We start from the raw sequence: 14,123 nt of genomic DNA on the forward strand, positions 1-14,123 counted from the left end.
AAGCTTTAATCCTCCTAATAGCAGATGACGTATGCTTTGATATCTTTTCCTCTTTCGGATATGCTGAGAGGAATCGTCAGGATATCCTTCCCGACTGCCCCCTTGTAATATTCCCTTGCAATACCGCCTTGTCCCTATTATGCTCTATGAAAGCCTTTTATAATACCTGAAATACGAAAAGAGAAGAAGCAATTTTACTGCTGTCGTATCGTGCTGTACGTGTTCTCTGCATGGAGAACCTTATACCTCCTGCTTCAGCTCCATATCCTTCGGCAGAACCAGATTCAGCACGAAGGCGACCACGAAGACGACGGCGACGACATTCGCGCCGAAAACCATCTGTACCATCTCCGGGAAGGATTTCCAGATCTCGATCTCAGAGGCAGTGGTGAAGCCGATGCCGACCGCGAGAGAAAGGGCTGCGATCGTCATATTCCGCTGGGTGAAGCCGCAGGCCGCGATCATCTGCATTCCGGAGACGACGATCGTCCCGAACATCATGATCGTGCAGCCGCCGAGCACGCACTGCGGCAGGGAAGCAAAGAAATTACCGACAGGAGGAAGCAGACCTGCGAGAAGCATGGCTGCCGCGCCGGTGGCGATGGTATAACGGTTTACGACCTTGGTCATCGCGATCAGCCCGACATTCTGTGAGAAGGAGGTGATCGGCGGACAGCCGAAGAGGGAAGAAATGCTGGACGCATAGCCATCACAGGCGAGGGAGCCGGAAATTTCCTTTTCCGTGATTTCCCGCTTCAGTCCGCCCGCTACCATGGCGGAGGTATCGCCGATCGTCTCTGCTGCGGAAACCAGGAAAATGATGCAGATAGAGAGAATCGCGCCGAGATGGAACTCCGGCTTAAAGAGCAGGAGATGCGGGAGAGCGATAAGGCCTCCGGAGAAGATTGTGCTCAGATCGACCTTGCCGGCGAAGATGGAGAGGATGTAGCCCGCGATCAGTCCCGCGAGGACGGAGAGCTGCTTGAGGTAGCCCTTTGCGAAGATTGTCCAGAGAATGCAGACGATCAGCGTAGCGCTCGCGATCAGGAGATTTGATATAGAGCCGAAGTCCTCAGCATAGCCGCCGCCGAAGGAACGCGCGCCCACGGTGAAGAGCGAGAAGCCGATCGAGGTTACGACGGTAGCTGCAACAATCGGGGAAATGAAGCGTTTCCAATACTTCGCAAGCAGTCCGAGCGTCCCCTCGAAGAGCCCGCCGATCATGACGGCGCCAACCACGGCAGGATAGCCGTAATTTGCTCCGATGGTGCAGAGTATCGTGACGAAGGTGAAGCTGACACCCATGACGATCGGAAGCTTCGCGCCGATTCGCCAGACGGGGAAGAGCTGTATCATTGTGGCGATGCCGGCGACGAACATGGCGTTCTGCAGGAGCATCGCGAGCTGTCCGGGTGCGAGACTCGGACTCGCCGCACCGGCGATAATGGTGATCGGCGTCAGATTGGCGACGAACATGGCGAGAACATGCTGCAGACCGAACGGGATGGATTTCAAAATAGGAACTTTCCCGTCCAATTGATAGATGTTTTGCATACTGACATTGGAATCCTTACTCATAGTAACCTCCTTCAAAATAGAATCCCCCAAACAGAAAAAAAGAAAATGGAAAACGCTTCTTTTTCGTTAAACTTATGATAAGAAAAAAGTTTTCTCAACCTAAAAAAAAATCTTGTAGCATACTTACAAAAAACCGAAAAAATTATTAGAGAAAACTATAGATAGATAATAACTTGGAGTTATTTTATAATATTTACAAAGAATATTTTTCAGAAAGACAGGAAATGAGAAAAAATTATCAAATTCTTTTTTGCCATAGGCAGGAGCATTCAGGAGGTCGAATATGAAGGTAGTCGGTCAGGAAAAGCTGCGAGTGGACGCTTGCGGGAAGGTAACGGGAGACGCGAAGTACAGTGCGGATCTGGAGCCGAGAAACATTCTCCACGGACGTGTCGTACACAGTACGATCGCGAACGGCGTGGTGAAGCGCTTTGATCTCACGGAGGCGGAGAAGGTGCCCGGCGTCGTGAAGATCGTGACTTGCTTCGACGTGCCGGACTGTCAGTTCCCGACGGCGGGGCATCCGTGGTCGGTGGAGGCGAAGCATCAGGATATCGCCGATCGCCGTCTGCTGAATCAGAGAGTGCGCATCTATGGAGACGATATCGCTGCGGTCATCGCGGAGGATGAGGTCGCGGCGGCACAGGCAGCGAGACTGATCAAGGTGGAATACGAGGAGTATGAAGCGATTCCTACCGTAGAGCAGGCGCTCGCGGAGGGGGCGACCCCGCTGCATCCGGATGTCCGGAAGGACAATGTGATCGTACACAGCCATATGACGATGGGCGGCGCGGACTTCACGTTCGAGAAGGCGGTCGCCGAGGCGAAGGAGAAGTACGGAGAGGACGAGCTGATTCTCATCGAAGAGAAGTACGATACCCCGCGGATCTCGCACAGTCATATCGAGCTTCCTGTTTCATGGGCCTATGTGGATACGAACGGCAAGGTGACGATCACCGCCTCGACACAGATCCCGCATATCGTCAAGCTCTGTACCGCGAAGGCGCTCGGGATACCTGCAGGACAGGTTCGGGTCATCAAGCCCTATATCGGCGGCGGCTTCGGCAACAAGCAGGACGTGCTCTATGAGCCGCTCAACGCCTTCCTTTCCATCAGCGTAGGAGGACGCCCGGTCCGCCTCGAGATCAGCCGGGAGGAGTGCATCTACGGTACGAGAACGCGGCACAAGATCACCGGCTACTGCAAGCTCCTCGCGAAGAAGGACGGTACGATCCTGGCGCGGAAGCTGGATGCCTATGCGAATAACGGCGGCTATGCCTCCCACGGGCACGCGATCTGCGCGAACTGCGGTACGGTCTTCAAGGATCTCTATGCGGACAGGATGGGTACGGAGGTGGACTGCAGCACGGTATATACGAGCTCTCCGACCGCGGGTGCGATGCGTGCCTACGGCATCCCGCAGTCAGTCTGGTTTACCGAGTGTCTGACGGATGACTATGCGGCGAAGATCGGCATGGATCCCTTCGAGATCCGGATGAGGAACTGTATGCCGGAGGGCTTCCGTGATCCGGGAAACGGCATTACCTTCCATTCCTATGGGATGAAAAAGGCGATGGAGCGGGGGCGTGAGCTCTCGCACTGGGACGAGAAGCGCAGGGAGTATGCGCATGAGATCGGCGACAGGAGACGCGGCATCGGTATGGCGATCTTCTGCTACAAGACCGGCGTGTACCCGATCTCTCTGGAGACGGCGAGCGCGAGGATGGTGCTGAATCAGGATGGCTCCGCACAGCTTATGATGGGAGCGACAGAGATCGGACAGGGCGCGGATACGGTATTCACCCAGATGGCGGCAGAAACAACGGGCATTTCGTACGAGAAGATCTACATTATTTCGACGCAGGATACCGATACGACCCCGTTCGACACCGGCGCATACGCTTCCCGGCAGACCTATGTCAGCGGCATGGCAGTGAAGAAGTGCGCCGGGGAATTCCGGCACAGGATTCTTGACTATGCGGCATATATGCTGAATCATACGATCAGCGACATTTCGAAGACGGTCTATAAGGATGTCGTGACAGAGGGAGAACGGCTGCTCCGTGCGGAGCTCGGACTCTCTATGGAGGAGCCGATCACAGAGGAAATGCTGGATCTCTCCGAGAGCTGGATCGTGAGCCGGGAGGGCAGGCAGAAGCTGTTCGGGCTCGCCGCGCTGGCAGACACGGCATTCTACTCCCTGGATCGTTCCATCCATATCACCGCGGAGGTGACGAACCACTGCAAGCAGAATACCTTCGCCTCCGGCTGCTGCTTCGCAGAGGTCGAGGTGGATATCCCGCTCGGTCTGGTAAAGATCCTGAATCTGGTGCAGGTGCATGATTCCGGCATCCTGATCAACCCGAAGACGGCGGAGGGGCAGGTACACGGCGGCATCGCGCAGAGCCTCGGCTTCGCGCTCTCGGAGGATCTGCTGGTGGATGAGAAGAGCGGTCGCGTGCTCAATGACAACCTGCTCGACTTCAAGATTCCGACCGCGATGGATGTGCCGGATATGACGGTGGAGTTCATCGAGCTCGAGGATCCGACCGGTCCCTACGGCAATAAGGCGCTCGGGGAGCCGCCTGCGATTCCGGCGGCACCTGCGATTCGAAATGCGATTCTGCAGGCGACAGGCGTACATATGAATGTCGCGCCGATGACCTCACAGAGACTGATCGAGGCATTCCGGGAAAACGGACTGCTGAAATAAGCCGGTGGCGGAAGAGAAGAGTTGAGCGGGAGAAGAGAAAGGAGCAAGCATGTTTGATTTACAATCCTTTTATGAGGCGAAGGACGCGAAGGATGCGGTGAGAGCGCTGGTGGAGAATCCGAACGCGGAGATCATCAGCGGCGGTACGGACGTTCTGATCCGGATGCGGGAGGGAAAGGATGCCGGTAGGGGGCTGGTCTCCATTAAGAATATCGAGGCGCTGAAGGGCGTGAAAATGCTTTCGAACGGAGATATCCTGATCGGCGCGGGCACGGCGTTTACGCACATTACCAATGACCCGATCATCGAGGAGCATCTCCCGATGCTGGGAGAGGCGGTCGATCAGGTGGGCGGCCCCCAGATCCGGAATATGGGGACGATTGGCGGAAATGTCTGCAACGGCGCGACCTCCGCGGATTCCGCGGCATCCGTCATGGCGCTGGAGGCAGAGGTACAGCTGCTGGGACCGGATGGGGAGAGGACGGTTCCGATCGACGAATTCTATACCGGACCCGGAAGAACCGTGCGCGATCGCTGCGAGGTCTGCACAGGGATTCTCGTTCGGAGAGAGAGCTATGAGGGCTGGTTCGGGAAGTATTTCAAATACGGCAAGCGCCGGGCGATGGAAATCGCGACGCTGGGCTGCGCGGTACGTCTCCGGCTTTCCGGAGACCGGAAGACCATAGAGGATGTGCGGCTCGCCTATGGCGTCGCTGCGCCGACGCCGATCCGCTGCCGGAGAGCGGAGGAGAGCCTCCGCGGGGCGGCGGTAGGAGACGACAGCGCAGTGGAGCGCTTTGCAGCGCTTGCACTGGAGGAGGTGAAGCCGAGAAGCTCCTGGAGAGCCTCGAAGGAGTTCCGTATCCAGCTGATCGGAGAGCTGGCGAAGAGAGGAGTCTACGAGGCGGAGCGGCTTGCCGGAGTGGAGAGCGGAGTCTGAGAGGGGGAGAAACTATGCTGAAAATTGTTCATATCAGGATTAACGGAAAGGATACGGAGCTGGCGGTCGACGACAGGGAGTCTCTGCTCGATACGCTTCGGAACCGGCTGGGGCTGACCTCGGTGAAGAAGGGCTGCGAGGTGGGAGAGTGCGGCGCCTGCACTGTCCTCGTGGACGGAGAGGCGATCGACAGCTGCATTTATCTCACGATGTGGGCGGACGGCAAGAGCGTTCTGACGACAGAGGGCCTCAAGGAGGAGAACGGAGAGCTCTCCTATATACAGAGAGCATTTGTCGAGGAGGCGGCCGTGCAGTGCGGCTTCTGTACGCCGGGACTGATCATGACGGCGGTGGAGATCGTCGGTACAGGCAAGAAATATGACCGGGAGGAGCTCCGGAAGCTGATCGCGGGGCATCTCTGTCGCTGCACGGGCTATGTGAATATCCTGAACGCGATGGAGCGAATCGTGGAGGAGACCTATAAGGCGACGCACTAGGTGCTTTGGGAGGAGAGATCTATGACAGGAAATCAGGAGGTATTCCGTTTCGTGGTGAACGGGACGGAGCGGGAATGTACAGAGGATAAGCCGCTGCTCCGCTATCTCAGGGACGATCTGAAGCTGAAGTCTGTGAAGGACGGATGCAGCGAGGGAGCCTGCGGCACCTGCACGATCATTGTCGACGGCAGAGCGACGCGCTCCTGTATCCTGACGACCAGAAAGGCGGTCGGCAAGACCATCCTTACGGTGGAGGGACTGAGCAGGGAGGAGAAGGAGGCGTTTGTATACAGCTTCGGGCGTGCCGGCTCCGTGCAGTGCGGCTTCTGCATTCCCGGCATGGTGATGGCAGGAAAGGCGCTGCTGGATCAGAATCCGAATCCGACGGAGGAGGATATCAAGAAGGCGATCCGCGGCAATATCTGCCGCTGTACCGGCTACAAGAAGATCATCGAGGGCATCGATCTCACGGCGAGGATCCTCCGCGGTGAGCTCTCTGTCAACAGCGGCTATGAGGAAGGGACGGAGGGCTATCATGTCGGCGATTCCGCCTTCCGCGTGGATGCCCGGGAGAAGGTGCTGGGCAGCGGCGAGTATGTCGACGATGTCGAGATGGAGGGCATGGTATACGGCGGTGCGGTGCGGACGGCATATCCGCGGGCACGGATCCTCAGGATCGATACGGCGGCGGCAGAGTCGCTTCCGGGCGTGCTGGCAATCCTGAAGGCAGAGGATGTACCGAGAAACAAGGTCGGGCATATTCAGCAGGACTGGGATGTCATGATTGCGGAGGGCGATATCACGAGATGCATTGGGGATGCGCTCTGTCTCGTCGTGGCGGAGAGTCCGATGATTCTGGACGCGGCGCGAAAGATGGTGAAGGTGGAGTACGAGGTGCTCGAGCCGGTGAGATGCATCGCGGAGGCGCGTGCGGAGAACGCGCCGAAGATCCACGAGAACGGCAATCTCTGCCAGCAGCGGCATGTCACGCGCGGCGACGCGAAGAAGGCGCTTGCCGAGTCGAAGTATACGGTGACGGACAGCTTCTCGACACCGTTCACGGAGCATGCGTTTATGGAGCCGGAGTGCGCGATCGCCTACCCGTACAAGGATGGGGTGAAGGTACTGACATCGGATCAGGGTGCCTATGATACCCGCAAGGAGATCGCCTACATGATGATGTGGGAGCCGGAGCGGATCGTCGTGGAAAATAAGCTGATCGGCGGCGGCTTCGGCGGGAAGGAGGACGTATCCTGCCAGCATATCGCCGTGCTGATGGCGCTGCGGGTACAGCGTCCGGTCAAGGTGAAATTCACGAGGCAGGAGTCTCTGAATTTCCATCCAAAGCGTCATGCCATGGAAGGAACCTTCACGCTGGGCTGCGATGAGAACGGGATTTTTCAGGGGCTGGACTGCGAGATCAATTTTGATACGGGAGCCTATGCTTCTCTTTGCGGACCGGTGCTGGAGCGTGCCTGTACGCATTCCGTAGGACCGTACTGCTATCAGAATACGGATATCCGCGGCTTCGGCTACTATACCAACAATCCTCCTGCCGGCGCGTTCCGCGGCTTCGGCGTCTGCCAGAGTGAGTTCGCACTGGAAATGCTGATCAACCGCCTCGCCGAGAAGGTCGGCATCAGCCCATGGGAAATCCGCTTCCGCAATGCGATCGAGCCGGGGAAGGTGCTTCCGAACGGACAGATCGCAGACCCCTCTACCGCGCTGAAGGAGTCGCTGCTTGCGCTGAAGGAGGTCTATGAGCAGCATCCGGGACATGCCGGCATCGCCTGTGCGATGAAGAACGCCGGCGTCGGCGTCGGGCTGCCGGACAAGGGGCGCGCGAAGCTGCTCGTTTCGGACGGCAGACTCGTGCTCTATGCTGCGGCATCGGATATCGGACAGGGGTGCAGGACAGTATTCCTGCAAACGCTGTCTACGGTGACGGGACTTCCGCTCTCCCTTCTTCGGCTCGGAGAGGGCGGTACGGAGACCTCGCCGGATTCCGGAACTACCTCCGGCTCCCGTCAGACGCTGATTACCGGCGAGGCGGTCAGGGGCGTCGGAGAGCTTTTCCGGAAGGATCTGGAGGAAAACGGCGGCGTGCTCGCAGCACTGGAGGGCAGGGACTACTTCTATGAGTTCTTCGATCCGACGGATAAGCTGGGGGCGGACAAGCCGTTCCCGAAGAGCCATGTCGCCTATGGCTATGCGACGAATGTCGTGATTCTCGACGACGAGGGCAGAGTGACCGACGTCTATGCCGCGCACGATGCCGGCAAGGTCGTGAACCCGATCTCGATTCAGGGACAGATCGAAGGCGGCGTGCTGATGGGGATGGGCTATGCTTTGACGGAGGACTTCCCGCTGAAGGACTGCGTGCCGCAGGCGAAGCTCGGAACGCTCGGGCTGCTCCGTGCGAACCAGATTCCGAACATTCACGCGACCTATGTGGAGCGCGAGACGCAGCTCCCCTTCGCCTATGGCGCGAAGGGTGTCGGAGAGATCTCCTCGATCCCGATCGCGCCCGCGATCGCCGGCGCATACTATGCACTGGACGGCAGGTTCCGGACGAAGCTGCCGATGGACGATACCTACTACCGTAAGCCGAAGAAGGCGTGAAATCGGCGCTTCCTAGACAACTTATACGGATTTTACCTTCCTGTTTGGGTGGATTTACACAAAAAGTGAAATCCGCCCTTTTTTTGCTTTTCTTTTCCGGCAACTTGTCGTATAGTTAGTTCCACACACTATATATAGTGTTTGATTGAGAAGATATGGCTATATTTAGCGATAGACACTAAGGAGCGGGATTTCATGGGGATTCCGGGATTTTTCGGAGAAAGCGTCCGCGGGATCGAAGAGAGGGGAAGGCAGATGGAGCAGGAGATCATCGTAAAGAGCAACGTCATTAAGCGGAACGGGCAGGAGGTGAAGTTCGACATTGAGAAGATCGCGAATGCGATCCGCAAGGCGAACAATGAGGTGAAGCCGATTCATCAGATGAACGAGTATCAGGTTCTGGGGATTGCGGACAATGTGGCGAAGCAGGTCGCCCATGTAGGACGTGCGGTCAATGTCGAGGATATTCAGGACATGGTGGAGACGGCGATCATGGAGATGCGCGGCTATGAGGTGGCGCAGAAGTATGTGCGCTACCGCTTCAAGCGTGAGATCGCGAGGAAGGCGAATACGACGGACGAGGATATCCTCTCTCTGATCGATCAGGCGAATGAGGAGCTGAAGCAGGAGAACTCCAACAAGAACCCGGTCATTAACTCCACCCAGCGCGACTATATGGCGGGCGAGGTTTCAAAGGATCTGACGAAGCGACTGCTCCTGCCGGAGGATATCGTGCGGGCGCATGAGGCGGGGATCATCCATTTCCATGATTCCGACTATTACGCGCAGAAGGAGCACAACTGCGATCTCATCAATCTGGAGGACATGCTGCAGAACGGCACGGTGATCTCGGAGACGATGATTGAGAAGCCGCACAGCTTCTTCACCGCCTGCAATGTGACGACGCAGATCGTGGCGCAGGTTGCATCAAACCAGTACGGCGGGCAGTCCTTCACGCTGGCGCATCTCGCGCCGTTTGTCGCGGTTTCCCGGGAGAAGCTCCGGAAGCAGGTGATCTCGGAGAGGGAGGACTGCGGCGAGTCGATGGACGAGGCAGTGATCTCGCGTATCGTGGAGAAGCGGCTGCTGGAGGAGATCAAGAGCGGCATCCAGACCATTCAGTACCAGCTTATTACCCTGATGACCTGTAACGGGCAGGCGCCCTTTGTGACCATGTTTATGTATCTGGACGAGGTGCCGGAGGGACAGGTCAGGGAGGATCTTGCGCTGATTATCCGGGAGGTATTGATCCAGCGGATGCAGGGCGTGAAGAATGAAAAGGGCGTATGGATCACGCCCGCCTTTCCGAAGCTGATTTACGTGCTTGATGAGGACAATATCTCTGAGGACTCGAAATATTGGAGTTTGACGGAGCTTGCCGCGAAGTGTACCGCGAAGCGGCTGGTGCCGGACTACATATCCGCGAAGAAGATGAAGGAATATAAGAACGGAGATGTCTACCCCTGCATGGGCTGTCGCTCCTTCCTGACCCCCGACAAGGTCGGACTGGGTGAGAACGGCGCGCATAAGTATTACGGACGCTTCAATCAGGGCGTGGTAACCATCAACCTCGTAGATGCCGCCTGCTCCTCCTATGGCGACATGGAGAAGTTCTGGGAGATCCTGGAGGAGCGGCTGGAGCTCTGTCACAGAGCGCTCCGCCTCCGTCACGAGAGGCTGCTCGGCACGGTTTCCGATGTGGCGCCCATCCTCTGGCAGCACGGCGCGCTGGCGCGGCTCAAGAAGGGCGAGCGGATCGACAAGCTGCTTTTCAACAATTACAGCACGATCTCTCTGGGCTATGCAGGTCTCTATGAGATGTGCGAGCGGATGCTCGGAAAGTCTCATACCAGCGAGGAGGGACGCAAGTTCGGGCTCCGGGTAATGCAGAAGCTGAACGACAAGTGCGAGGAGTGGAAGGCAGCCGAGAATATCAGCTACTCGGTTTACGGCACGCCAATGGAGTCCACCACCTACAAGTTCGCGAAGGCGCTGCAGAAGCGCTTCGGCATCATTCCGGGCGTGACGGACAAGAACTACATCACGAACAGCTATCATGTGCACGTCATGGAGAAGATCGATGCTTTCTCGAAGCTCAAATTCGAGGCGGATTTCCAGAAGCTCTCTCCGGGCGGGGCAATCAGCTATGTCGAGGTGCCGAATATGCAGAACAATATCCCGGCGGTGCTCTCGGTCATGAAATTTATCTACAATAATATTATGTACGCGGAGCTGAACACGAAGTCGGATTACTGTGCCTGCTGCGGCTATGACGGCGAGATCAAAATCATCGAGGACGATTACGGCAAGCTGATTTGGGAGTGTCCGAACTGCGGCAATCGCAATCAGGACAAGATGTCCGTAGCGCGCAGGACCTGCGGTTATATCGGCACGCAGTTCTGGAATCAGGGCAGAACGCAGGAGATCAAGGATAGAGTGCTGCATCTGTAAGAAGAGGGGCTCTGCTTGTCGGGATCCGATGGCGGGGAAGCACGAATTGAATCAGAAAGGGTATATGTCAACGGGCAGGATGCCGTGAAAGCGTGCGGAACGGCGGCGCGGCACAGGCTTTGTCCCCTTACAGGTCGGAAACGACCTGTAAGGGGACTTTTTATGTAAAAAAAACGAAAGAAGAGATACGGAAGCGAAAAAGTATGCTATTATTGGGTTAGAAAAAGCTAACCACATATCGGAGGCAGAGAATGACGGTACTGGAGGCGGAGAATCTCATAAAGGATTACCGGATGGGAGAGGTCTGTGTGCATGCCCTGAAGGGGGTGAGCCTTCAGGTGCGGGAGAGGGAGCTGATCGTGATACTGGGACCGTCGGGCTCCGGGAAGAGCACCACGATGAACATACTGGGCGGGATAGAGGCGCCCAGCAGCGGCAGTCTCCGCTACGGCGGAGAGGAGCTGGACTGGCATGATCCGGGGAAGCTCACAGCGTATCGGCGGAGGCATATCGGTTTCGTCTTTCAGTTTTATAATCTGCTGCCGGGGCTGACGGCGCTGGAAAACATCCAGCTGGCGGGAGAGCTGTCCGACGCGCCGCTCCCTGCGGAGCAGCTTCTCCAAGAGGTGGGGCTTTCCGACCGGCGGGATCACTTTCCCAGCCGTCTGTCCGGCGGAGAGCAGCAGCGGATTGCCATTGCCCGGGCGCTGTGCAAGAATCCGGATCTGCTGCTCTGTGACGAGCCCACCGGCGCGTTGGATTCCCGTACCGGTGTACAGGTGCTGCGGCTGATTCACCGCTTTTGCAGGACGTATGAGAAGCCGGTGGTATTGATCACGCATAACGCGGGAATCGCCAGGATGGCGGATCGGGTTTTTTACTTCAAGGACGGCAGGCTGGAGAGAACAGCGGTAAATGCACACCCGGTTTCGCCGGAGGGAATCGAATGGTAGGTAGGGACGATGAAGTATTACCGTAAGAGTGTGTTTCGGATGGCGCTCCGAAGCCGCGGCTCTGTAATGGGCGCCGTGCTGATCATCGGACTGGGAATCTTCGTGCTGGTCTCCATGATGGATACACTGTGGAATCTCCGCTCCCAGATCCTCCGCTTCTATCGGGAGCAGGGCATGGCGGATGTCTTCGCAGAGGTCTCCGCCATCAGCGACGTGGAGCTGGAAAGGATAAAGGAAATTCCAGGCATCGCGGAGGCATCCGGAAAGATCGGCAGGGATATCCGGATCTATGGGAAAGGCATGGAGGGGATCGTGACGGTGCATCTCCTGTCCTTCGACGATGCGGAGACACTGAACCAGCCGATACTGTCCCGGGCATTTGTATCGGATACGGATCTGTTTCTGGGAAAACGCATGGAGGAGGCGTACCACTACGCGTCCGGAACAGAGCTTCGGCTGCTCGTCGGAGGGGAAAGCAGGACATTTTATATGGCGGGAACGGTTGTGCAGCCGGATTACATCTACTCTGTGCCGCCCGGCGGCTCCATGATCCCGGATGGCAGGGTATATGATATTGCAATGATCCGGCGCAGCAGGCTGGAGGCGCTGACAGGGACACGCTCGCTGAATGAGCTGGGCTTCCGATTGCGTCCCGGTTATCGCTTCTCCGATGTCCGGATGCAGCTCACCGCTGCGCTGAAGCCCTATGGGCTGTCTTTGCTTTCGGAGCGTGCGGAGCAGACCAGCTGTCACATGGTAGAGGGAGAATTTCAGGAGCTGATCGCGACGGGGACTGTAGTGCCGCTCATCTTCATGGGGATATCCGTCTTTATGCTTTATGTGGTGCTGGAGAAGCTGATCCGACAGGAGCGGTGCAGGATCGGAACCATGAAGGCGTTTGGCATGACAGACGGGGAGCTTTTGTCGGGATATCTGCTGGAGGGGCTGCTGATCGGACTTTCCGGCGCGGTGCTTGGAGGTCTCCTCGCGGGCGGCTTCGGGCGCTATATGTTTGCCCTGTACTGCGATTATTTCAATCTGCCGGATACACAGTATCACGACTATCTGTATTCACGGCTTTTCGGCATCGGGATCGCCGTTTTCACGGCGACGCTGGCAGTTCTTGCGGGAATCCGGGAGATTCTCTGCATCACGCCCGCCATGGCGATGCGGCCGAAGAGTCCGGATCGGATCCGGGAGCTGCGGCTTCCGGACTGGGCAGAACGGAGGCTGTCTTTCCTGTCACGGCTTGCGATCCGGTCTATGGGACGGAACCTCCTCCGTTCTGTGCTCATCATCCTCGCGGCGGCGTTTCCCTTCGCTATGGCGTCGGTGCTGTTCTCTTTTCGGGGAATCGTGCGGAATATGCTCTCGGATGAATTTAACAGGACGGAGATTTATGATCTGCAGCTCGAGCTGGATCATTGCACCTCTCCGATCACGCTTCGGAATACCGGAAGAGAGCTGCGGGGCGTTTCCCGGTCGGAGGCGGTCTTTCAGGCGCCGGTGCTGCTGGAAAAGGGCGCGGTGTCCGAGTACAGTGTGCTGACAGGACTGAATGACGGAGAGGCGCTCTGGCGGATACTGGATCGGGACGGACATTTCCACGCTCCGCCGCAGGACGGCGTCATTCTGAATCGGAAAACTGCGGATAAGCTGCATGTGGAGAGAGGAGACGAGATCTATGCGACGCTGCCGGGGCACAGTGTACGGTCCCGTGCCGTAAGGGTGACGGACATCGTGCAGGAGCCGCTCGGAGACGGAGAATATGTTGCGCTTCCCGCCTTTCCGGAGGTGCTGGGAATCCCGCCTGTGGCGAACAAGCTTCTTCTGAAGGCGGAGAAGGGAGAACTCTCGCTGCTCAGGAGAGAGACGGAGAAGGCAAGCCGTCTCCGCTTCCTCGTGGATATGCAGAGGGCGGAGGGGAGCTATTCTTCCATGATGGGCTCCATGTATATTATGATGGATGCCTTCGCACTGATGGCTTTCGCGGCGGGCGCCATTCTGATCCTGAATATTTCTGCGATCAGCCTTCGGGAAAGGATGAATGAGATCGTGACACTTCGTATCATGGGGGCGACCCGCGGGGAGATCTCCCGTATGCTCCTCATGGAGCTGATCGCGCTGACGCTGGCGGGTATCCTGCTGGGCATCCCCGGGAACTGGGGGCTTCGGAGGCTCCTGGAGACGGTCATGATCTCGGACAGCTATGATATCCGGCTGCCGATGGATGGGGGCGCCTGCATGGCGGCGCTGCTGTTCTGCCTCCTGATGGCGCTGTATGCCTGGCATCGGGAGACGCATCTGCTGGACAGCATGCAGCTTACGGATGCATTGAAGGAACGGGAGTAGCAGCGAGGCTGCACAGG

Annotated in this window: 8 protein-coding genes; 7 read left to right on the forward strand and 1 reads right to left on the reverse strand. The window is 57.4% G+C overall.

All coding sequences use genetic code 11. The annotated features are described in order from the left end of the window. Window positions 1-240: 240 nt before the first annotated feature. Window positions 241-1,578 (reverse strand): uracil-xanthine permease family protein, encoded by a 1,338-nt coding sequence (locus HW273_RS04265; RefSeq protein ID WP_179010604.1) that lies wholly within the window; start codon window positions 1,576-1,578, stop codon window positions 241-243. A gap of 283 nt (window positions 1,579-1,861) precedes the next feature. On the opposite strand from HW273_RS04265, the gene xdhA reads away from it, so the two are divergent. The 7 genes from xdhA to HW273_RS04300 all read left to right on the forward strand — a co-directional run bounded on the left by xdhA (window position 1,862) and on the right by HW273_RS04300 (window position 14,106). Next, window positions 1,862-4,291: a xanthine dehydrogenase subunit XdhA gene (gene xdhA, locus HW273_RS04270; RefSeq protein WP_179010605.1), complete on the forward strand. Its 2,430-nt coding sequence runs from the start codon at window positions 1,862-1,864 to the stop codon at window positions 4,289-4,291. A 49-nt stretch (window positions 4,292-4,340) separates the two neighbouring features. Then, window positions 4,341-5,231 carry a xanthine dehydrogenase subunit XdhB gene (gene xdhB, locus HW273_RS04275; RefSeq protein WP_179010606.1) on the forward strand — a complete coding sequence of 297 codons (891 nt, stop codon included), beginning with the start codon at window positions 4,341-4,343 and terminating at the stop codon, window positions 5,229-5,231. A gap of 14 nt (window positions 5,232-5,245) precedes the next feature. Continuing rightward, window positions 5,246-5,728 (forward strand): xanthine dehydrogenase subunit XdhC, encoded by a 483-nt coding sequence (gene xdhC, locus HW273_RS04280; RefSeq protein ID WP_179010607.1) that lies wholly within the window; start codon window positions 5,246-5,248, stop codon window positions 5,726-5,728. Between the two features lie 21 nt (window positions 5,729-5,749). After that, complete coding sequence (gene xdh, locus HW273_RS04285; RefSeq protein ID WP_179010608.1) at window positions 5,750-8,350, forward strand: selenium-dependent xanthine dehydrogenase; 2,601 nt, start codon at window positions 5,750-5,752, stop codon at window positions 8,348-8,350. Between the two features lie 255 nt (window positions 8,351-8,605). Further along, window positions 8,606-10,801 (forward strand): anaerobic ribonucleoside-triphosphate reductase, encoded by a 2,196-nt coding sequence (nrdD, locus tag HW273_RS04290; RefSeq protein WP_179012427.1) that lies wholly within the window; start codon window positions 8,606-8,608, stop codon window positions 10,799-10,801. A 251-nt stretch (window positions 10,802-11,052) separates the two neighbouring features. Further along, the gene (locus HW273_RS04295) at window positions 11,053-11,754 is read left to right on the forward strand and encodes an ABC transporter ATP-binding protein (protein WP_179010609.1); all 702 of its coding nucleotides are present in this window, start codon (window positions 11,053-11,055) and stop codon (window positions 11,752-11,754) included. Between the two features lie 9 nt (window positions 11,755-11,763). Next, entirely contained in the window at window positions 11,764-14,106 is a 2,343-nt protein-coding gene (locus HW273_RS04300; protein ID WP_179010610.1) for an ABC transporter permease, read from the forward strand. The last annotated feature ends 17 nt before the right edge of the window (window positions 14,107-14,123 follow it).

The organism is Oribacterium sp. oral taxon 102 (assembly GCF_013394775.1).
Lineage (GTDB): Bacteria > Bacillota > Clostridia > Lachnospirales > Lachnospiraceae > Oribacterium.